Source organism: Corynebacterium testudinoris, from assembly GCF_001021045.1.
Classification (GTDB): domain Bacteria; phylum Actinomycetota; class Actinomycetes; order Mycobacteriales; family Mycobacteriaceae; genus Corynebacterium; species Corynebacterium testudinoris.
In genome coordinates this window covers 1,151,645-1,172,403 of record NZ_CP011545.1, presented here as the reverse complement: position 1 = coordinate 1,172,403, position 20,759 = coordinate 1,151,645, and the positions used below count along the sequence as shown (strand labels likewise).

Annotated in this window: 20 protein-coding genes; 11 read left to right on the top strand and 9 right to left on the bottom strand. The window is 64.0% G+C overall.

Translation table 11 applies throughout. The features are described 5' to 3' along the window. Window positions 1-12 precede the first annotated feature (12 nt). On the bottom strand, window positions 13-1,026 hold the full coding sequence (locus CTEST_RS05685) for a 3-isopropylmalate dehydrogenase (RefSeq protein ID WP_047252928.1): 1,014 nt from the start codon (window positions 1,024-1,026) through the stop codon (window positions 13-15). A gap of 181 nt (window positions 1,027-1,207) precedes the next feature. Here CTEST_RS05685 and efeU point away from each other — a divergent pair, with 181 nt between their 5' ends. The 4 genes from efeU to CTEST_RS05665 all read left to right on the top strand — a co-directional run bounded on the left by efeU (window position 1,208) and on the right by CTEST_RS05665 (window position 5,200). Further along, on the top strand, window positions 1,208-2,110 hold the full coding sequence (efeU, locus tag CTEST_RS05680; RefSeq protein WP_047252927.1) for an iron uptake transporter permease EfeU: 903 nt from the start codon (window positions 1,208-1,210) through the stop codon (window positions 2,108-2,110). A gap of 31 nt (window positions 2,111-2,141) precedes the next feature. Then, a complete protein-coding gene (gene efeO / locus CTEST_RS05675) occupies window positions 2,142-3,395 on the top strand; it encodes an iron uptake system protein EfeO (protein WP_047252926.1) in 1,254 nt (417 codons plus the stop codon). 5 nt (window positions 3,396-3,400) lie between these two features. Then, the gene (gene efeB / locus CTEST_RS05670; RefSeq protein WP_047252925.1) at window positions 3,401-4,657 is read left to right on the top strand and encodes an iron uptake transporter deferrochelatase/peroxidase subunit; all 1,257 of its coding nucleotides are present in this window, start codon (window positions 3,401-3,403) and stop codon (window positions 4,655-4,657) included. Window positions 4,658-4,927: 270 nt separating this feature from the next. Further along, the gene (locus CTEST_RS05665) at window positions 4,928-5,200 is read left to right on the top strand and encodes a MerR family transcriptional regulator (protein WP_221710172.1); all 273 of its coding nucleotides are present in this window, start codon (window positions 4,928-4,930) and stop codon (window positions 5,198-5,200) included. Between the two features lie 69 nt (window positions 5,201-5,269). Here the strand turns inward: CTEST_RS05665 and CTEST_RS05660 are convergent, their stop codons facing one another. Beyond that, window positions 5,270-5,896 (bottom strand): TetR/AcrR family transcriptional regulator, encoded by a 627-nt coding sequence (locus CTEST_RS05660; protein ID WP_144413230.1) that lies wholly within the window; start codon window positions 5,894-5,896, stop codon window positions 5,270-5,272. Window positions 5,897-5,934: 38 nt separating this feature from the next. On the opposite strand from CTEST_RS05660, the gene CTEST_RS05655 reads away from it, so the two are divergent. Next, window positions 5,935-6,387 (top strand): nuclear transport factor 2 family protein, encoded by a 453-nt coding sequence (locus tag CTEST_RS05655; protein ID WP_047252923.1) that lies wholly within the window; start codon window positions 5,935-5,937, stop codon window positions 6,385-6,387. 185 nt (window positions 6,388-6,572) lie between these two features. On the opposite strand, the gene CTEST_RS05650 is transcribed toward CTEST_RS05655, so the two are convergent. The 5 genes from CTEST_RS05650 to CTEST_RS05630 form a co-directional block, all read right to left on the bottom strand. Further along, window positions 6,573-7,769, bottom strand: a complete 1,197-nt coding sequence (locus CTEST_RS05650; RefSeq protein ID WP_047252922.1) for an MFS transporter — start codon at window positions 7,767-7,769, stop codon at window positions 6,573-6,575. 17 nt (window positions 7,770-7,786) lie between these two features. After that, window positions 7,787-8,368 (bottom strand): TetR/AcrR family transcriptional regulator, encoded by a 582-nt coding sequence (locus CTEST_RS05645; RefSeq protein WP_047252921.1) that lies wholly within the window; start codon window positions 8,366-8,368, stop codon window positions 7,787-7,789. 839 nt (window positions 8,369-9,207) lie between these two features. Next, window positions 9,208-9,690: a flavin reductase family protein gene (locus CTEST_RS05640; RefSeq protein WP_047254250.1), complete on the bottom strand. Its 483-nt coding sequence runs from the start codon at window positions 9,688-9,690 to the stop codon at window positions 9,208-9,210. Window positions 9,691-9,699: 9 nt separating this feature from the next. Beyond that, on the bottom strand, window positions 9,700-10,752 hold the full coding sequence (locus CTEST_RS05635) for an acyl-CoA dehydrogenase family protein (protein WP_047252920.1): 1,053 nt from the start codon (window positions 10,750-10,752) through the stop codon (window positions 9,700-9,702). Then, window positions 10,752-11,300: an OsmC family protein gene (locus CTEST_RS05630; RefSeq protein WP_047252919.1), complete on the bottom strand. Its 549-nt coding sequence runs from the start codon at window positions 11,298-11,300 to the stop codon at window positions 10,752-10,754. Before CTEST_RS05630 ends, CTEST_RS05635 begins: the two co-directional genes overlap by 1 nt. A gap of 205 nt (window positions 11,301-11,505) precedes the next feature. Between CTEST_RS05630 and CTEST_RS05625 the strand changes: the two genes are divergently transcribed. The 3 genes from CTEST_RS05625 to CTEST_RS05615 all read left to right on the top strand — a co-directional run bounded on the left by CTEST_RS05625 (window position 11,506) and on the right by CTEST_RS05615 (window position 14,652). Further along, window positions 11,506-12,216 (top strand): GntR family transcriptional regulator, encoded by a 711-nt coding sequence (locus tag CTEST_RS05625; RefSeq protein ID WP_047252918.1) that lies wholly within the window; start codon window positions 11,506-11,508, stop codon window positions 12,214-12,216. A 135-nt stretch (window positions 12,217-12,351) separates the two neighbouring features. Next, window positions 12,352-13,701: an MFS transporter gene (locus CTEST_RS05620; protein WP_047252917.1), complete on the top strand. Its 1,350-nt coding sequence runs from the start codon at window positions 12,352-12,354 to the stop codon at window positions 13,699-13,701. A gap of 12 nt (window positions 13,702-13,713) precedes the next feature. Then, the gene (locus CTEST_RS05615) at window positions 13,714-14,652 is read left to right on the top strand and encodes an ornithine cyclodeaminase family protein (protein WP_047252916.1); all 939 of its coding nucleotides are present in this window, start codon (window positions 13,714-13,716) and stop codon (window positions 14,650-14,652) included. Here CTEST_RS05615 and serA read toward each other — a convergent pair. After that, window positions 14,649-16,235 (bottom strand): phosphoglycerate dehydrogenase, encoded by a 1,587-nt coding sequence (gene serA / locus CTEST_RS05610; RefSeq protein ID WP_047252915.1) that lies wholly within the window; start codon window positions 16,233-16,235, stop codon window positions 14,649-14,651. The two genes, CTEST_RS05615 and serA, sit on opposite strands and share 4 nt — an antisense overlap. Window positions 16,236-16,349: 114 nt before the next feature. Next, complete coding sequence (locus tag CTEST_RS05605; RefSeq protein WP_047252914.1) at window positions 16,350-18,137, bottom strand: GmrSD restriction endonuclease domain-containing protein; 1,788 nt, start codon at window positions 18,135-18,137, stop codon at window positions 16,350-16,352. A gap of 130 nt (window positions 18,138-18,267) precedes the next feature. Here CTEST_RS05605 and CTEST_RS05600 point away from each other — a divergent pair, with 130 nt between their 5' ends. The 3 genes from CTEST_RS05600 to CTEST_RS05590 are packed head-to-tail and all read left to right on the top strand — an operon-like array spanning window position 18,268 to window position 20,712. Further along, window positions 18,268-19,239, top strand: a complete 972-nt coding sequence (locus CTEST_RS05600) for an ABC transporter substrate-binding protein (RefSeq protein WP_047252913.1) — start codon at window positions 18,268-18,270, stop codon at window positions 19,237-19,239. Further along, on the top strand, window positions 19,236-20,003 hold the full coding sequence (locus CTEST_RS05595) for an ABC transporter permease (protein ID WP_047252912.1): 768 nt from the start codon (window positions 19,236-19,238) through the stop codon (window positions 20,001-20,003). The genes CTEST_RS05600 and CTEST_RS05595 overlap by 4 nt, the downstream gene beginning before the upstream one ends. Continuing rightward, a complete protein-coding gene (locus CTEST_RS05590; protein ID WP_047252911.1) occupies window positions 19,996-20,712 on the top strand; it encodes an ABC transporter ATP-binding protein in 717 nt (238 codons plus the stop codon). Before CTEST_RS05595 ends, CTEST_RS05590 begins: the two co-directional genes overlap by 8 nt. Window positions 20,713-20,759: the final 47 nt, after the last annotated feature.

Genomic DNA, 20,759 nt, shown 5'->3' with positions numbered 1-20,759 from the left:
ACGCTACGCACCCTAGGTCAGGGCCGCGACGATGCGGTCGCCCACCTCAATGGTGCGCACCTCTCCAGTTCGGGTGGCCACATCGGCGGCGACGGCCTCCTCGATGCGGAGCGCTGCGGCCTCGTCGCCCAGGTGGCGCAGGAGCATCGCCACCGACAGGATCGCGGCGGTAGGGTCTGCGATGCCTTGGCCTTCGATGTCGGGCGCGGAGCCGTGGACCGGCTCGAACATCGACGGGTTGGTGCCGGTGGCGTCGATGTTCCCGGAGGCGGCCAGGCCGATGCCACCCGAGACAGCGCCGGCCTCATCGGTGAGGATGTCGCCGAAGAGGTTGTCGGTGACAATGACATCGAAGCGGGAGGGGTTGGTGATGAGGTAGATGGTGGCGGCGTCGATGTGGGCGTAGTCGACGGTGACCTCGGGGTACTCGGCCGCGACCTCGTCGACGGTGCGCTGCCACAGTCCGCCGCCGTGGACGAGGACGTTCGTCTTGTGCACTAAGGTGAGGTGCTTGCGCCGGGTCATGGCCAGGTCGAAGGCGTAGCGGATGACTCGTTCCGCGCCGTAGCGGGTGTTCACGGAGGTTTCGTTGGCCACCTCGTGCGGGGTGCCCACGCGGATGCCGCCGCCGTTTCCGGTGTACGCACCCTCGGTGCCTTCGCGGACGACGACGAAGTCGATCTCGCCGGGGTTTTTCAGGGGGGATTCCACGCCGTCATAGAGCTTCGAGGGGCGCAGGTTGACGTGGTGGTCGAGGGCGAAGCGCATCTTCAGCAGCAGGCCGCGTTCGAGGACTCCGGGGGCGACGAGGCCCGGCGCGCCGATGGCGCCGAGGAGGATGGCGTCGTGCTCGCGGAGGGAATCCAGGTCGGCGTCGGTGAGGAGTTCGCCGTTGCGGAGGTAGCGGCGGGCTCCGAGGTCGTAGTCGGTGGTCTCGACGTCGTCGCGGACGGCGCGGAGAACTTTGAGTGCCTCGTTGGTCACTTCGGGGCCGATGCCGTCTCCGCCGATGACTGCAAGTTTCATTGTATGGAATTCCCTTCTCACCTAATGGACTTCCTCGACAGCTTAGCAGGTCGCCATCGACCCTCACTCCTCCCCCATTCCGGGGTTACATGACCTAGCCCACACCCCCAAAACTATGTCCTCCACTCGCAGGTGGCCTTAAGGTTAGCCTTACCTCCTCCATTTCTTGAAAGGTTCGACCATGTTCCTCGCCTCCTTTCTCATTGGTCTTCGCGAGGGCATGGAGGCAGCGCTCATCGTCAGCATCCTGCTCGCCTACGTCAAACGCCAAGACCGCAATGACGCCCGGGTATCCATCTGGTGGGGCGTCGGCCTCGCCGTCGTGGGCTCCCTCATCCTCGGCGCGATCTTCACCTTTGGCCGCTACGGCCTGAGCTTCGAGGCACAAGAGATCATCGGCGGCACCATGTCGTTGGTGGCAGTGGCGATGGTGACCTGGATGGTCTTCTGGATGATGCGCATCGGACGACGCATGAAAGCCGAGTTAGAGGAGGAAGCCGCCGAGGCACTGAGCTCCGGCGCGCGGGCGATTTTCTGGATCGCCTTCGTCTCAGTAGCCCGCGAAGGAATTGAAACTACCCTCATGCTGTGGGGCTGGGCCGGCAACCCCGTCGCCCTGCTCGGGGCGCTCACGGGCATCCTCGTCGCGGTCGGCTTGGGCTACGGCCTCTACCGCGGCGCCATCCGGATCAACATGGGTTCCTTCTTTTCCTGGTCCGGCGTGTTCCTCATCATCATTGCCGCCGGAATCCTCGCCTACGGCATCCATGATCTGCAGGAGGCGGCGGTCTTGCCTGGCCCCTTCTCCGGCGCCCCCATCGCCCCCACCCACCCACGCACGGGTGAAGTCCTCACCGGGTTCGACGCCTACCCCTTCTGGGGCGCGGCCTACCCCTTCGGGTGGGCATTCAACGTCGAACACCTCATTGAGCCCAGTGGCGTCCTCGCCGCCTTCCTCAAGGGCACGATCGGCTTCGTCCCGCAGATGACCTGGTTGGAAGTCACCTGCTGGGCTGCCTACCTCCTGGCTGTTTTCCCCGCTTTCCTGCGTCGGGCCCACTTCCGGACCCGCACCTCCCACTGACCCTCATCCCCGACCACTTGGAGCATTGACCATGAACAAATACGCCCTCGGCGCCCTCACTGCCGCCTCCACCCTGCTGTTGGTCAGCTGCGTGGACAACTCGGACACGGCGGCGGATGGTGCCATCACCGTCTCATCCACGTCCGATAAGTGCACGGTGTCCACCGCCTCAGTCACCAGCGGCAACCACACCTTCACCATCACCAACGACGGCGACAAGGTCACGGAGTTCTACCTCCTGGGCAGCGATGGCCTGCGCATTGTCTCTGAGAAGGAAAACATCGCGCCGGGTTCCAGCGCGGACCTGACCGTCACCCTGCCGCCGGGCGACTACTTCACCGCCTGCAAGCCGGGTCTGCGCGGCGCGAATGTCGGCCAGGCCGCCTTCCAGGTCACCGGCGACGCCCTCGAGGTCGACGCTTCCGATCAGCAACGTTTCGATGAGGCGGTGACCTCCTACGTCAACTTCGTCAAGAACGAGGTTGCCGAGCTGGTCCCCAACGTCGACGAGTTCGCCACCGCCTACATCAACGGCGACGATGAGAAGGCCCGCGCCCTCTACGCCCCCACCCGCGTCAACTATGAGCGCATCGAGCCCCTCGCCGAGGCCCTGGGCACCCTCGATCCCCGCATCGATTACCGCGAGGTCGACTACTTGGCCGAAGCCGAGGACCTCCAAGCCGATGATCCGACCTTCACCGAATGGATCGGGTTCCACCGCATCGAGAAGGATCTGTGGCCACCGGCGGAAGACGATCGCAATGCCGATGGCTCCCCGGCCCGTGAGGGCTGGGAGCCCTCGACGCCTGAGGACCGCAAGCGGATTGGTGAGACGCTCATCGCGGACGTCGATAAGCTCTATGACACCGTCCACGCCCCAGACTTCGCCGCCGAGCAGGAAATCACCATCTCCACCGTCTCCAACGGTGCCAGCGGCCTGCTCGAAGAAATCGCCGTGACCAAGGTGACCGGCGAGGAAAACTGGTGGTCACACTACGATCTGTGGGACTTCCAGGCCAACCTGCAAGGATCGCGCATCGCCTTCGACCTCGTCGCCCCCATCGCCGAGTCCAAGGGCGAGGAAGGCACCGAGCTAGTCACCGAGATCAACAAGCGTTTCGACGACCTGCAAGCCCTCCTCAACGAATACGGCTCCCTCGACGCCGGCTTCACCATGTACGACGAAGTCACCGCCGCCCAACAGGCCGAACTCACCCGCAAGATCGATGCCCTGCGCGAGCCGCTCTCGCGGTTGACGGGCACCGTGCTCAGCATCTCGGAGTAACCCACATGTCCACCATGAATCGCCGCCAACTGCTCGGACTGCTCGGCGCCGGAGGGCTCGGCGCGGCCGCGGGCGCCGGGGCCGGAGCGGGAGTCGGCTACGCCATCGCCCAGCCCGATCCCCCGCCCGAAACCGACGAGCTGGTCTACCCCTTCGAGGGCGAGCACCAAGCCGGGATCATCACCCCGGCGCAGGATCGCCTCCACTTCGCCGCCTTCGACCTGGCGGAAGGCACGAGCCGGGAGGACCTCATCGACCTGCTCGAACGGTGGACCGCCGCCGCTCGTCGCCTCGTCATCGGCGGAGAAATGAGCGCGCGCGGCGCCTTCGGTGGTGGACCCAACTTCCCACCCGACGACACCGGCGAAGCCTTCGACCTCGGCCCATCCGGCCTCACCCTCACCTTCGGGTTCGGCCGTTCGCTTTTCGACGACCGCTTCGGCCTCACCGAGCGCCTCCCCGCCGACTTCGCGGACCTCCCCGTCATGGTCAATGACTTCATTGACCCCGTTCACAGCGACGGAGACCTGTGCATCCAGGCCTGCGCCAACGATCCGCAGGTGGCCTCACACGCCATCCGCAATCTCACGCGCCAGGCCATGGGCACGGCCGCGCTGCGCTGGTCCCAGGTGGGCTTCGGCCGCACCTCCTCGACCTCCGAAAGCCAGAAAACCCCACGCAACCTCTTCGGCCAAAAAGACGGCACCAACAACCTCAAGGCCGAGGAGCCGGAGTTGCTGGAAGAACACGTGTGGATCGGCCCCGACCAGGGCCAGCAATGGGCCGTCGGTGGGTCCTACCTCATCGCCCGCAGGATCATCATGACCATCGAGGTGTGGGATTCCCTCCAACTGGAGGAGCAGGAGCGCGTCACCGGCCGCGACAAATTTGAGGGCGCGCCGCCGACCGGAACAAACGAGTTCGATGCTCCCGATTTCCACGCCCGCAATGCCCGCGGGCTACCGGTCATCGACGAACGCTCCCACGTGTTCCGCACCCACCCCGACAACAACGACGGCATCCAGATGCTGCGCCGCGGCTACAACTTCATCGACGGCAACGATGATCAGGGGCGCCTCAACGCCGGACTGTTCTTCATCGCCTACGTGAAAGACCCCGCGCGCTTTGCCCGGGTACACCGCAACATGGCCCGCGACGACATGTTCATCGAGTACCTCAAGACGACGAACTCGGGCGTGTACATCGTGCCGCCCGGGCTCGCCGACTCTGCGAATTTCGTCGGCGAGGGTCTGTTCGCCTAGATCTGATACTCCGGGAACAGGTGGATCTGCGTGGGCTGCCGTAATCCGGGCCGATGCCGACCTGCATATGCTTGAGGGGCACAACGTGGCTCGGCGAAGGGGCAGTAAGCACTTCCTACCGACTGAACCGTCAGAGCTGGCTGACGACACCCCGCGCAGTGAGGAATCTTCCTGGTGACCTCACTCAGGAAGAACCGCGCGAACATAGCCTTGGGCCCACGGAATCCCTCTTGCAAGAACTCGTAGCGGCACGACCTTGGACCGAATTCGGTGACGGTGCACGTCACTGTCGTGTCGATGGGTCCACCGCGCCACGGCCAGCGCATCCGTCAGTTGCTCGACGCCGGGCTGAGCACTGCCACGATCCACACGGTGCTGCCGTGCCTGACCGATCGCGCGGGACAACTCACACCGATCTGCTCAGACACGATCGAAGATCTTCACCGCGAACAAGCCCGCTTCGAAGCATCTATCGAAGCACTCGTCGCCTCGCGAGACGCAATCAGCAGCGTCATCGACGCCGGACGAACCGTCAACGGATGACTACGTCGAGTGTGGAATGCTGTGGCGGAGCAAAAATGCCCGATCTTGATCGTCCTTCTTCTGCGGCCCTTAGCCTGCGATGAGCCTCTCAATGTTCGGTCGATTTCCGTGAAACCCGACCGAGTCGAGTGCCGCGTGGATGCTCTGAGCAATAAGCGCACTGTCGATCGGTGGCAATCCAGGCATCACGGCTCGCATGAACAAAGGGCCAGTCAGCAGGTCAGCAATCCAATTGGCGTCCACATCGGCAGTGACCTCACCGCGATTCCGGGCACGGTCGAGGATGACTCGCGTATAGGCGCGACGGGGTATGAGATAGTCGCGGAAAAACGGGGCGCCGACCTCTGGATCGCTATCGACATGCGCGAGCCATCCCGTCAGCCCCCTGGTGATCACCGGATCGGTGAAGAGTCTGTACTGGCGGCGCTGCACCTCGATTAAATCGCCAACGAGGCTGCCAGTGTCAATGTCCTCGTCGGTTCCGTGCCGTGAGGCGAGGATGTGAGGCACCACGTCGGCGAGGTGCCGGAACCGGCGATAAAACGCGGGCTTGTTGCTGCCTGCTCTGGTGACCACTTGATCGAGTGTGACGGAGGCGTATCCGTGTTCCGCGACTAACTCAGCCATCGCTTCGACGATATTGTCCTTGATCTGACTCTTGCGCGGACGCCCTGAACGAACCATAGTGTTACTCACGGTAACATAAATCGTGACGGACTTGGGAAAGGTTGACAATGTATAAGCGGATCGTCAGAGCCAAAGTGAGAGGCGTATTTGAACGGATCAACGCAGGCGACTACATGGCGATGGTCGACGGCCTTGCCCCCTCTTTCGAGTACCGTTTCCACGGTGACCACGCGCTGGGAGGACGCCGCACCACACGTGAGTCGATGATCCGCTGGTGGGAGCGCGTTATGGACCTGTTGCCGGGTGCGCAATTCAACATCCGTGATGTGCTCGTCGACGGCGGCCCGTGGCGCACTCGAATCGCTGTGCGTGCCTCGATCAGTGGCGAACTGCCCGATGGCACGAGGTACGAGAACACGGTGTTCCAGTTCATGACTTTGGTATGGGGCAAAGTCGTTTCCGTCGAGACGTGTGAAGACCTTCAGAAACTTGGATGTGCGCTTGCTGTTGTTGCGGAAGCAGGCACGACCGAAGCCCTCGCCGCTCCGATCACCGACTAGGTTGGGTGAACCAACGTCGTTCAAGGCCCATGTGTGCAGTACTACCTCGAACATGGACCCCACAGACAAGCACAAGAGGTGCGGCGTTGCTCTGGGGTTCGCGTAGTTCCCAGTTTGGTTACTGCAGCCAGGCGCGTCCTACCCAGTGTCGTTGGACCGAACACGCCCACTACCGAGCAGGAAAGTCACTTTCCTGGCGCATTCTCGTGCTGCCGTCCGGGAAGCCGTGTCAGGGCAATAGCACCGATCGCGACCAAGACCGCAGAACCTATCGTCATCGCCGCGGAGAATCCGATCTGCTGCACCCCGAAGCCGGCCAGAAGCGGCCCGATCGCGAGCCCTACTGCGTAGGCGAAGTTGTAGAGCGCGAACGAACCACCAAGGGTTGGTGGCTTCGAACGGAAGCCTTGCTCACTAATAAGGGTGGTCGCAGGGGCCAGGAGCAGTGCGGAAGAAATGCCAAGGAGTGCCATCCCCACGCAGGTCTGCCACAGCTCACCCGCCCAGCCAATGACCAAGAGTGAACTGGCAGCAGCGACCACGCCTGCACCGATGAGCACCTTTGACGACGCCGTAGCCACGTACTTTCCGACGACGGGGTTCGCGATGATCGCTGCCAGCGAGGCCAGTCCGAAAAGCAGCCCGATAACGAGCGAACCTACCCCCAAGTGCACGGGAAGCACCGGCTCGATCGCCGAAAGGACACCCGCGCCAATAGCAATGGCAAGCACGATCGAGACCGAGCCAGGCACCCGCAGCACTGCAAGCGGACCCGCAGTGTCGTCGATAACCCGTGGTGTGCCTTTGACAAGGACGATGCGCAGTACCCCGTCAGCTAGGGCGATACCGGCTGCGAGGAGGAACGGGGAGGCTGTGCCTAGGTGCTCGACCATGAATCCGGCAACAGGCGGGCCGAGGAGCACACCGAGGGTGAGGCTAGAGATCGCGATGCCCATCGCTTGTCCGCGCTTGTCGAAGCTCGTGGTCGCCGCGATCAGGGAAAGCGCAGCAACCCAGGACATACCCCCAGCAATGCCCTGGGCAAGGCGGGCGATCAACAGAAGCCAGTAGGGGCCGCCGGTGGCGAACAGCAGCGTCGCGGCAGCAAGACCGACGAGTCCGATCAGCAGCGGGGTCTTCGGTCCATGTCGATCGACGAGACGCCCCGCGAACAACGTCGCGACGATCATCGCGACCGCGTAAGAGGCGAATAGGATGCCGGTGGCCGCTGGCCCTTGCTCGACCACGGCGGGAAGCAGCGGGAGCACGGGAACGGCAAGGCCGTGCACGAGCATGTCGGTGAACATCGCGGCCGCGCCGACGATGAGGGCGCGGGTCGGGGTGGTGCCTCGACCAGGCGAGGCGGGATCGTGTGTCGTCATGAGGTGACGAGTCCTTTCTAAGAGAGCAACCCCCTCACCAACGCCGCAACTGCGGCGTCCTGGTTTTCGGGTTGCGGAAGATCATGGGGTCGAGTCACCGCGGTCACGGTGAGTCCTTGCAGCAGCACCAGCACCAGGCCCGCGACCACTCGCGGCGGGATTGAGGTCTTCTCGTGGGCCAGGGTGGTGGCGATCTGTTCGCGCCAGCTATCCAGTGCCGTGTGCTTGCTCGTAGTGTTGCCGTCGGACTGAGGCGCGACTAGCACCGTCGTTGAAGCCAGCGCCCGGAACAACTCATCCGAACGCAGTGCACTGACGAAGTCCGCCAGCAGGGTGTGGAGCCACGTCGCGGCATCCGCCACGGGCACTTCCTGCGTGAACAGGCGGTCGCCGTACTCTCCCCAGCCCCACTCCAGTGCATCCGACAGCAAGGCCTCCTTGGACCGGAAGTGGTGATTAAGGGCGCCGCGAGTAACTCCAGCCCGTTCGGCGACTTGCTCAAACGTTGCCCCCCGCCACCCCTTCTCTTCGAAGGCCATTAATGCCGCACGTAACAGCGCTTCCCGCGTCCGTGCGGCTTCCTCAGCCGTGCGTCTCATACAAACATGCTAACACGTATGTAAAAGTATGTAAACGGGTCGGGACCATCGATGACTGAACCACGCCGAGTGCACAACGCTGTGGGGATATAGAAACGGTTGCGTCTAAACCGCTTGAAATCCAGCCCCAGTCTATGTACGTAACGCAGTATCCTGCGCTGATGCCAGGCTCGATGCTCGGCTTTTGCCCCTCGGCGCGGGAGGAAACCTGTGGAGTGCATCGATCAACACCAGTATGGCCCGCTGACATAGCCGCTCCAGAGTAATGCTCACGTTGTCAGGATTGTCGACTGCTTCGATCTCCGTTATCCGCGCAACGTTCACGGCACGATGAGCCTCGAACGAGGCGGATCGCAAGCCGTTGGTTCAGCGCCCTCCGTTGATGAAGTGCCAATCGGCGTCGAACGCTGCACGCGAGCGAGGATCATCCGGTAGCTTGCAGCAACACAACTCGACCAGAATGCAGAAGCGTCCAATTCCATCTACCAGCAAGGAGCTGGCACCTTTGGAGCCGCTTCCCTACTAGGGCCGACACATCTTTCGCATTGATGGACTGGGAGCAGATCGAGCGCTAATAGTTCAGGCAGATGTATTGCAATCCCTGCTTGCGCATCGCCGTGCCGCCTGAGGCACACCGAATCAGGCCGGAGAAGGGACGTAGGCACTTTTACGACGCCACGGCAGGCCGCCCCGCCGCTGGCCTCGCCCTCAATCTATGTTCCGCGCGTCCGGTGAAATCGGTTGACTGCAACTGAGCAGAAGTGCACGTCCACAGGTGTGCATGCGCAATACTTCGGCTAGCTCAAAGCGGCGAATTTCGTCGGCGAGGGTCTGTTCGCCTAGATCTGATACTCCGGGAATAGGTGGATCTGCCCGCGCTGATACAACAGCGGGCGGGTGGATTCATCGGTCCCACAGTCCTCGACCGCGACGGTGATGATTGTGTGATCCCCGCCAGCGTGGAAGTGGGCGATGTGGCCGACGAACCAGGCTGCCGCGCCGTGCACCGTGGGCACGTTATTCGCGTGTCGTTCGGTGTGCACGCCCTCAAAGCGGTCGATGCCGCGGCGGGAGAATTGCCGCGCGAGGTGGTCTTGGCCTTCTGCGAGCACCGACACCCCGATGGGCCCGCCGAGCTGGAGGTACGGCAGCGAGGTGGAGGCGTTGTCCACGCTGAGCACCACCATCGCGGGGTCAAGCGACAGCGAGGAGAATGCGCTGACGGTGAGCCCGACGTCCTGCCCCTCCGGGGTATGGGTGGTCACGATGGTCACGCCGGTGGGAAAAGTCCCGGCCGCCGCCCGAAGGCGTTCTGCGCTCACGTGCACGCCTTAGCCCTCCTGCTGTTGGCGGGCGCGCTGCAGCTCCCACTTCAACTGGGTCTCTGAGGGCGATTGCACGGGGATGAACGCGGCCTCGCGGAAGCGCCTCGAGGCCGGCGAACTTTGGGCATACCCCGCCCCACCCGCGAGGCGAACCTCGAGGTTGGCGGCGGCGACCGCGGCTTCGGCTGCGGCCAGGCGCAGCTCCAGCAGCTCGACCTTGGTCACTGCCCCGCGCTCGTCGATGCGTCGCGCGAGGTCCTCTTGCTTATCGACGAGCGCGTGGATCCGCTCTGCGGTCTCCTCCACGTCGTCGGTGAGCACCTCATTGACGCCGTGGAGGCGCTGGGCGGCTGCCTCGATGGCGGCTTCGGCGACGCCGAGGCATTCGGAGGTTTGGAGCACGACGAAGGTGGGTCGCACGGCGGCGACGAAGGACTCGAAGTCGGTGCTGAGCACCTGCTCGTCGGCAATGAACACCCCGTCCAGGGACACCCACGCCGAGGAGGTGGCATTGAGACCCAGCAATGCAAAAGGTTTGCCCAGGGTGACGCCGGGGGCATTGCCATCGAGCACGACTAGCACCCGCTCACCGGCCTCAGTCTTGGCGGCGGTGACGATGATGGCGTCATCGGCGAGGTTGGAGGCCCAATTCAACTTGCCGGTGAGGACATAGCCGTCCTCGACTCGCTCGGCGTGGAGATCGATCTCCCCGGCGCCGGCGGCCTCCTTGAAGGCCGCGGCCATGCCGGTGACGCCAGGGCGCCGGCCCTGCAGCACGGTCGGCAAGATCTCGCGGGCGTAAGCGGTGTCCGCGGTCTGGAGGTAGGTAGCCACCATGGAATGGGCCCACAACCCGAAGGCGACGGACAGATCCACGGAGGCGATCTCTCGGAGCTGGCGAGCCCGCTCCAACAAGTCTTCGCGCAGGATCTCCCCGCGCTGCCCCAACAGCTCGATGCCGTAGCGGGCGGGAATCTCGTTCTTGTCCACCGCCTTGGCACGGTCAGCGATGGTGGCCAGGACCTCCGGCTCGACCACGGTGGTTGTCGTCGTGGTCATCAGATCAACTCAGACGTCAACGTGGCGGGGCGGGTGTAGGTGTTGACGACGGGCGACCAGGTGATGGCATCCTTTTGAATCTGGTCGAGGGTCTCGCGGTCGGCATCGCCTTCGAGATCAATCTTGACGCGTACATCAGACACGCCCGGACGCTTGTCATCGTTGAGGTCGCCCACACCCCAGGTCGGGGAAATGTCGATATCGGACTCGATGTCGATGGCGATCTTGGTCAAGGTGACGCCACGGTTAGTAGCGATGGCCTGGATGCCCACCGAGATGCACGCCGCCAGCGCGGACTGGGCGACCTCCGTGGGGTTGGGGGCGGAATCGTCGCCGAGGAGCTGCGGCGGCTCGGACACCAAGACCGGCTCCAGGTTGCGGATCTGGGTGTAATTGCGGAAGAGGCCGTCCGCCTCCGTGTGGGTGCGGATGGTCTTGCGTCCGCCCTCCGGGTTGTTGATGTTCTTCTCGGCCAAGGAGGCGAGCTTCTCAGCGTCGATGGGCTGCAGCGGCTCGCCGGGCTGGTGGTTCGGGGTGAGGTCAGACATGTGGGGTGTGCTCCCTGGATTGTTGAGGTGTCAGTATTACTCCCGACAACATAGCACCGACTAGTTCACCCATAACATACCGTCCTGTCTATTTTGTTTCACGGCCGACTGGATTGGCATGGCTGAACTGCAACGACGCGGCGACAAGGGGGTGAATAAAACAATTCGCTCCGGGGCCGGCGGCCCCTGAGGCATAATGCGGACTATGCCCGGCACACCTCCACCTTCCGCGCTCACCGATGCCCGTCGACTCCCCCGCCTCGACGAGCCGCGCGACAGCCCCCTGCGCGAACAGGTCGCCGAGCACCTCCGCCACGCCATCATCGTTGGCGAGCTTGCCCCCGGCCAAGTGCTCAGCGCCCCCACCCTGGCAGAGAAGTTCAGCATCTCCGCCACTCCTGTCCGCGAGGCCATGCTGGACCTGGCCAACGAAGGTCACGTCGTCGCCCTGCGCTACAAGGGCTACCGCGTGGTGGAGGTTTCGCCGGAGGTCCACGCCCAGCACCTCGAGCTGCGCCGGTTCATTGAGATCCCCCTCATGGTGCGGCTCGCCGAACAGGGAATCCCAGACTCCCTGCTTGCTTCATCGCGCTCTTTGGCCGCCGATGGGTTGGAGGCGGCCATCAGTGGGGACCTCATCGAGTTCATTCGGCTCGACTCGTCGCTCCACCTGGGCCTGCTGGCCGCGGCGGGCAACGCGGTGGCGGTGCGCCACATCCGCTCGCTGCGCTCAATGGCCAGGTTGTCAGGGTTGCGCGACCTCGCCGATTCCGGCCAGCTGGAGAATACCGCCCGGGAACACATTGATCTGGTGGAGACCATTGCCCGTCGCGACCCGGAGACGATGTCATCGCTGATCAGTAGGCATTTGGGTCACGTGACCGGCGTGTGGGCGGGCAACTCCGCGGTGACGTAGCGGGCCGGTTTTTCTGCAGAAACCTAGACGCGGGACCCAGTAACATTGTACTGTGCCGTACATCACTTACATTGGTGGTGACGGCTCATAACACACCGGGCCGGATGCCAACCCGAACCAGTAAAGGCCGCGCACATGACCGAACCTGTCACCACTCCGCCTCGAGAAACTAAGCGAAAGCACGCCCGGGTCCTCACCGCCGCACTCTCCGGAAGCTCCATTGAGTGGTACGACTTCTTCCTCTACGCCACCGCCTCCGCACTAATCTTCAACCACCAGTTCTTCCCCACCGAAGATCCCTTCGTCTCGCAGATGCTGTCCTACCTGACGCTGGCGCTCACCTTCTTCGTCCGCCCCTTCGGCGGCATCATCTTCTCCCACTTCGGCGACCGAGTGGGACGCAAAGTCACCCTCGTGGTCACCCTCACCATGATGGGCGCGGCCACCGTCGCCATCGGCCTCATCCCCACCTATGACCAGATCGGCATCGCAGCGCCCATCCTGCTCGTGATCTGCCGCATCATCCAGGGCTTGGCCATTGGCGGCGAATGGGGCGGCGCCATGCTCCTCGCCTTCGAGAATGCACCGAAGGGCCGCCGCGGATTCTTCGGCTCAGTGCCACAGATGGGCATCACCATCGGCATGCTCCTCTCCTCGCTCGCCTTCGCCATCGTGTCCGCATTCGGCGACGAGTTCCTCCTCGGCATCGGCTGGCGTATTCCGTTTATCGCCTCCATCATCTTGGTCTTCGTCGGCCTGTGGATCCGCTCCGGGCTCGGCGAAACCGAAGACTTTGAAAAGGCCCGCAAGAGCGGCGATGTGGCCAAGATCCCGCTGCTGGAAACACTCACCCACCACTTCCCCGCCGTCCTCGTCGCCGTGGGCATCAAGGTCGTCGAGACCGCGCCCTTCTATATCTTCGCCACTTTCGTCGCGTCCTATGCCACGGGCACCCTCGACTTTGAGCGCTCTACGGTCCTCAACGCGGTGAGCCTCGGCGCGCTGGCGTCGACGATCATGATTCCCATCATGGGCGCGCTGTCTGACCGCGTCGGGCGAACCCGGGTGTACGTCACCGGCGCTGTCGCCATCGCGGCTTTCGCCTTCCCCTTCTTCCTCCTCCTCGATACCGGGGCCAACTGGGCGGTCTTTGCCGCCGTGGTCATCGGCTTGGGAGTGGTGTGGCCACCGGTCACCGCGACGCTGGGTACCATGAGCTCGGAGATCTTCTCTCCCCGAATCCGCTACACCGGGGTCACCTTGGGCTACCAGATCGGCGCCGCGCTCGCCGGCGGTACCGCACCGCTCATCGCCACCTGGTTGCTCCACGAGTTCAACAATGACTGGCACCCCATCGCTATCTACATCATCATTGCCGCAGCCATTTCCCTGTTGGCGGTAGCCTTCGCCCCGGCCATCGCTCGCCGAGAAGCAGCGAATGAAGCGGCCCTTGAAGCCACCAACGCATCCACGACTACCTCCTAAGGCACCATCGTCATGACTTCCCCCCACTCCACCGCCCCCCGTTGGATCACGGCCGACGACATCAGCGCCGCGGTCAGCGTTCAGCGCGCCCGTCAGCTCCTGGAGCAGGCACTGCTGTCCGGGTTCCAGCCCGCCACCGACCCCGCGCGCATCAATATTCCGGTCGGCGACACCGGGCACGTGCTGCTCATGCCGTCGGTCCTCAGCGACTGGACAGGTACGAAGATTGCCACCGTCGCCCCCGACAACCCCTCGAAGGGCGCGCCCCGCATCCAGGCGATCTATCTGCTCATGGATGCTGACACCCTCACTCCGCAGGCCCTCATGGAGGGCAACGCGCTCACCACCTTGCGCACCCCGGCCGTCAGCGCCGTCGCGGTGGATTATCTGGCGCGGCGCGAGCCCGTCGAGCGGATGGTGCTGTTCGGTACCGGCCCCCAGGCGCTAAGCCACATCTCCGCGATGGCGGAGGTTCGTGAGATCCGCGAACTCGTCGTCTGTGGCCGCGACGATGCCAAGATCGCCGCTACCGTCGAGGCGGGGCTCGCCGCGGGCATTCCGATCGCCCGTGCGGGCGGCGCCGATGACGTCAGCCAGGCCGATCTCATCGTCTGCTGCACGTCCGCAGCCACCCCGCTTTTCGACGGTTCCCTCGTCCCCGACCATGCCGTCGTCGTCGCCATGGGTTCGCACGAGCCCGAGGCTCGCGAACTCGATTCCGCGCTGCTATCGCGCGCGCAGGTCTTCGTGGAAGATCACGCCACCGCGATGCGGGAGGCTGGGGATGTCATCCAACCGATCAATGAGGGAGTCCTCGCGGAGGACTCCCTCATAGATCTCGTCGACCTCGTTCATGGCGTGGCCGAGGTCGATCCCATTCGCCCACGCGTGTTCAAGTGCGTGGGTATGAGCTGGGAAGACCTCGCCGTCGCCGTCGGTGTTATTAACTAAGACAGATCGATCTGCACCGAGGTAGCCCCGAGGGACTCGGCGATGGACTTCTCCAGCGCCTCGGGGATCTCGCTGTCGACCCGCAGGATGAGGGTCGCGCCGTCGCCCTTCGCCGCCTGCGTGAGGGCGGCGGCTTCGATGTTGATACCCGCATCGCCGAGCTGGGAGCCAACCTTGCCCAAGGCACCGGGGGCATCGGTGTATTGCAGGAAGAGGTTGCGGCCCTCGGCGCGCATGTCGACCCCCCGGGCGTCGATACGCACGATCTTTTCCACCCGCTCCAGGCCGGTGAGAGCACCGACGACAATGGACGTGGAACCGTCGGAGGCAATCGCCTTGACCTCGACGGAGGAACGGTGCGTGCTGGACTCGGAGGCCGTATCAACCTGGTAGTCAAGGCCACGGGACTCAGCGATGGTCGGGGCGTTGACGAAGGTGACCGGCTCATCGGTGATGCCCGAGAACAGGCCACGAACAGCAGACAGGCCAAGGACGGAGAGGTCATCCTCGGTGGACAACTCGCCGCGGGCCTCGACCTCGAGGGCAACCGGGGCGGCATCCAGCAGGCGACCAGCCAGCAGACCGAGCTTGCGGGTGAGCTCCAGCCACAGGGCGACCTCCTCGCCGACGCGACCGCCGGAGACGTTGACCGCATCCGGCACGAACTCGCCGGCCAGGGCCTTGAGCACGGAATCGGCTACGTCGGTTCCGGCACGATCCTGCGCCTCAGCGGTGGAAGCACCCAGGTGCGGGGTGACGATGACCTGCGGGAGATCAAACAACGGAGAATCCGTGCAGGGTTCGGTGGAGTACACATCGAACCCGGCGCCCCAAATGTGGCCGGACTTGATGGCATCGGCCAACGCCTGCTCGTCGACAAGCCCGCCGCGGGCGGCGTTGATGATGATCTGGCCCTTCTTCGACTTGGCCAACAGCTCAGCATTGAACATGCCGGCCGTTTCCTTCGTCTTGGGCAGGTGAATGGTGATGATGTCGGCGCGAGAGACCAGCTCATCGAGGTCGACCAACTCAACGCCCAGCTGCGCGGCGCGGGCCGGGTTAGCGTAGGGGTCGAAGGCGATGATCTTGGTCTCAAAAGCGGAAAGACGCTGGGCAAACAGCTGACCGATGTGACCGAAGCCAACAACACCGATGGTCTTGCCAAAGATCTCGACGCCGTTAAACGCCGAACGCTTCCACTCGCCCTCACGGAGGGTGGCATCGGCAGCGGGGATCTGGCGAACGGTGGCCATGAGCAACGCGATGGCATGCTCGCAGGCGGAGTGAATGTTCGAGGTCGGGGCGTTGACCACCATGACACCACGGTCGGTAGCGGCGGCGATGTCAACATTGTCCAGACCGACGCCGGCGCGGCCAACAATCTTCAGGTTCGGCGCGGCTTCCAGGACCTCGCGGGTAACCGTTGTCGCGGAACGGACGAGGAGAGCATCCGCCTCGGGGACCGCTGCCAGGAGCTCCGCGGTGTTCGGGCCGTCAACCCAACGCACCTCCACGGAATCTCCGAGTGCTTCAACGGTGGAAGGGGCGAGTTTATCGGCGATCAGAACAACGGGCTTGCTCACGAGGGGCTACTCCTGCTTCTCAACAACTACGGTATGGACCGAATGACACTCTAGTCGCTGGCTTTTCCAGCAGTACCCGAACCTCCAATTAAATTCACCTACGCGTAGAAAACCTTAAGACTCGAAGGCGTTCGGCCCTTCTTCTCCACCCGAATAGTCCGAATCATCCACATCGCGAATAATCGGCTTGCCCATGGAGTGTTCGATGATCTCCAGAATGCGAGTACGCCGGTCTCGCAGGAACGACCGCATGTCATCGTGGTGGAGCATGTCCGGATCTAGTTCGTGGGTTGCCAGCACGGCATCGAACTCGTCATCTTCCATGAGCGACTTGGACTGCACCCGAGCCAAGTAGCGGGACGGGCCGTATCCGTCAATGACCACCTCGGTGCGCTTACCCATCGGGGTGCGGTTGAGCACGCTGTCAGCCAAAACCGGGTCGATGCCGTGATCGATGCACCATTGAAGGGGGAAGACACGGAAGAACCCCGGGTTAAGCTCCGGGAAGGTCCACCGATCGAAGGGTTGGGCGGTGCGCCAATCGCGGGCACCTCGCGCCATGAGCAGGGCGTAAATACCCTGGTAGACACCGGAATTCTCCCGCACGGAGAACAGGCGCGACTCGGAGAAGGACGCATCCCGGACGGTCTTGGGTACCTCGTCGGTGTCCTCGAGGATCCAGGCGGTGACCTGGTCGACGTCGCGGGCCGAGCGGCTGATCACAGCTGAGGACCCATAGAGCTCACCGAAGATGCCGCACCAGAACCACTGGTTGAGGCGGTCCCACGCGCGGGTGGAGGCGAGCGCACGGGGATGATCGGAGAGGACGGCGAAGATGACGGCCAACGGGATGAGCTGCGCGGTATAGGGCACCTGCTCGATGGTGAGCATACAGCGTTGGGAAAGGAACTCCGCCGACTCCCGGAAGGTGATGCGCAGCTCGTGGCGGGCCTGCAGATAGTCGGACAGAGTGAGGTTGAGAATGTCCTCGCGTTGACCCGCCGAGTGGCCCTTCCGCGCGGAGACCAACAAGGCCACCGCCGTGAGGAAATCAGTGCGGTTGACGTTGTCCAGTGCCGGATAGCGGCGCAGGATGGCCTCGGTGGCTTCCCAATCTTCAGAGAGCCTAAAACTGGGGTCCTCGGTAGCGAAGACGGCGGTAAGCAGCTCGAACACGTCCATTTGCAAGCCGGTGGAATTGGCCTGGGCGAAGATGGAGCCCACGCCGGTCTGGGCGGTCTCGCGGTTGAGCAGCACCATGGGGATGTCATAGGCGGATAGGGGGCGAACGACGCGGTCATAGAAACGCTTGACGGTGTCGCGCATGCCGGGCTCGGCGCCCAGGTCGAAGAGGAAGTCGGTTCCGGATTCCCACAGCAGGTCGGCAACAGGCACGCAGCCCGCGGCGACGGCGGCTTCGCGGCTGGTCACCCCGCCCGGGATCGACGGCCCGAAGTGGGACATGACGGTACCGGACTCATCGACGGCAAAGACAGCCTCGTCGGGCATGACCTGGGCCTCTACGGCGCGGGTGACGTCGACGTAGAAGGTGCGGCGGATCCGCTTGGAGCGGAAATCAACGGTGTCCACTCCCCCATCCCCAGCCAAGCAGTGATAGAGGGTGGTCAGGCGCTGTTGGCCATCCAGGAGGAGCAAGCCGGGCTCGACTCCCGTGTCGGGTGCGCCGGCGATGGGGCGGGGACGAAAGCGCATCGGGGCGTCTCGAGTATCCAGGGAAAGCAGTGAGCCCACCGGATAGCCGCGCAACACGGTGACAAGGAGGGCCCGGATGCGATCAACATCCCAGGCGTAGGAGCGCTGAAAGTCCGGCAATTGGAGGTCGCCGCGGTTGATCTGCGCGATAAGGTCGGTCAAGTCGTAGCTTGGCGTGGTAAAGCCCATGGGGTCGAGTCTAGCCCTGAGCACCCTAATAATCTTCTTAGTGAATGAAATGTCGACAATTCAATGAACCGATCTGTACAGTTTGGTCGATCCTTAAAAGACCATCCTGTCTAGCTCGGAGGTTTCCTTCTTGTCGACGCTCACTCGCCGCACCTTCCTCGGTGCCGCAGCCCTCGGCACCCTTGGGCTGCTCGGTGCGCAGAAGCTCACTGCCTCCCCCGCGGGCGCAAATGGCAGTGCCATTACCGTCGGATATGTTCCGATTGCCTGCTCGTCTCCCCTCCTGCTTGCCGACGCCACGGGAGCCTTCGCCCGCCGCGGCCTCGACATCCGCCTCAAGCGCTACGCCGGCTGGGCCGAACTATGGACGGCCTTTCTCACCGGGCAACTCCACGTCACGCACATGCTCGCGCCGATGGCCGTGACACCGACTTCGCGCCCCACCACCCTGGCTTACACCCTCAACACCAATGGCCAGGCACTCACCATCGCCTCCGATCTCCACTCCCAGGTCAACGGGCTGGAAGACCTCCGCGGCCGCGTCATCGGCATCCCCTTCGAGTACTCGATCCACGCCCTCTTGCTTCGCGATGCCCTCGCCTCCCGCGGCATCGATCCCATCGCTGACCTGGAGCTCCGCCTCCTCCGCCCCGCCGACATGGTCGCCCAGCTCGAGGTTGGCGGCATCGACGGCTTCGTCGGCCCCGAACCCTTCAACCAACGCGCCCTCGTCTCCGGGGCTGGCCGGGTACTGAATATGACGAAGGAATGGTGGGATCGCCACCCCTGCTGCTCCGTCTCCATGGGCACCGACTGGATGACCGCCCACCCCGGCGAAGCGACCGCAATCACCGAGGCCCTCGCCGAAGCCAGCGACTTCCTCAACGCACCGGGCAATCACGCCGCCGCGGCGGCCACGCTCTCCCAGGAGAAATACCTCAACCAGCAGGCAGCCCTCATCGAGCCGGTCTTCGAGGGCGCCTACCGCAATTGGGCCGGCGAGGACGTCATCGATCCCGAGCGCATCCACTTCGGTGACGCCACCGATCCGAAGGCTACCGCTTGGATGTCTGAGCAGATCACCCGCTGGGGGCTGGCATGAGCGATCGCATCCGCGCGGGCCTCCTCGGGCTCGTCCTCTTCGTCATCGCCATCGCCGCCTGGCAGTTGTCGGCCGACCACCTCGCCGCCATCGCCCCCACCCCGCTCGGCGTGTGGAATCGCGGCGTCGAGATCCTCTCTGACCCCTTCTACCGTGACGGTCCCGCGAGCGTCGGAATCTTTTGGCACCTGGTGACATCGCTGCGGCGCGTACTCACCGGCTTCCTCCTCGCGGCAGTGATCGCCATCCCCCTGGGTTTCCTCCTCGGGCGCCTGCAGATCCTCCGCTGGGCTATCGACCCTTTGGTGCAAATCCTCCGCCCGGTCTCCCCGCTCGCGTGGCTGCCCATCGGCCTGGCCCTGCTCCAGGACGCGGAGCGCACCGCTGTCTTCGTCATTGTGCTTTCCGCCCTGTGGCCCATCTTGCTCAACACTATCGACGCCGTCCGTACCATCAATCCGACCTACCTCAAGCTCACCTCCACGCTCGGCACACCGCTGTGGCTGAGCATCACGCAGGTGTGGCTCCCGGCCACCTTGCCCGGCATCATCACGGGCCTGCGACTGTCCCTGTCCACGTCGTGGCTGGTCATCATCGCCGCCGAGATGCTCGTCGGTGGCCAAGGAATCGGCTTCTTCGTGTGGAACATGTGGAACCGCCTCGATATCAACGCCATCGTCGTCGCCATCATCCTCATTGGCCTCACCGGCCTCATTCTTGACCACCTGGTCTCCGCCCTGCAGAAGACGGTTCGCTATGACTAACGCCATCTCCCTCGACAGCATCACCCGCTCCTACGGCTCCACCCGCATCATCGCGCCCACCTCCGTGGACATTGAGCCGGGCCAGTTCGTCTCCCTTCTTGGCCCGTCCGGCTGCGGCAAATCCACCATCCTCTCCATGCTCGCCAACCTCGACAATCCGTCCACCGGCACTGTCGACGTCGAAGGCCTGTTCGCCGTTGTGTTCCAAGACCACGCCCTCCTCCCGTGGATGTCCGCCCGCGCCAACATTGAATTCGGGTTGCGCTCCGCCCGCCCCTCACTGTCATCCGAGGAGCGCCGCGCGGTCGCCGATCGTCGCCTCGCCGAGGTCGGGCTTATCGACGCCGCCGATCGCCGCCCCGCCCGCCTATCCGGCGGCATGCAACAACGCGTCGGCATCGCCCGCGCCTTCGCCGTCGAGCCGGAGATCTTGCTTCTCGACGAACCCTTCGGTGCATTGGACGCCCTCACCCGCCGCGAGCTGCAGCTCGCCCTCCTCGACCTCTGGGAATCCGATCGCCGCACCGTCGTCATGGTCACCCACGACGTCGACGAGGCGATCCTGCTCTCAGACCGCATCCTCGTCATGTCCCCCAGCCCCGACGCCACGATCATCGCGGACATCGCCGTCGACCTCCCCCGCCCGCGCCACGACGTCGAGGTTCCCGCCGAACTCCGCCGCGAACTGCTCGGACTCCTCCACAGCTAGCGCTGCCAACAAAGTCATCTCCACCCCTTGCGGTATTAGCAGGTCTG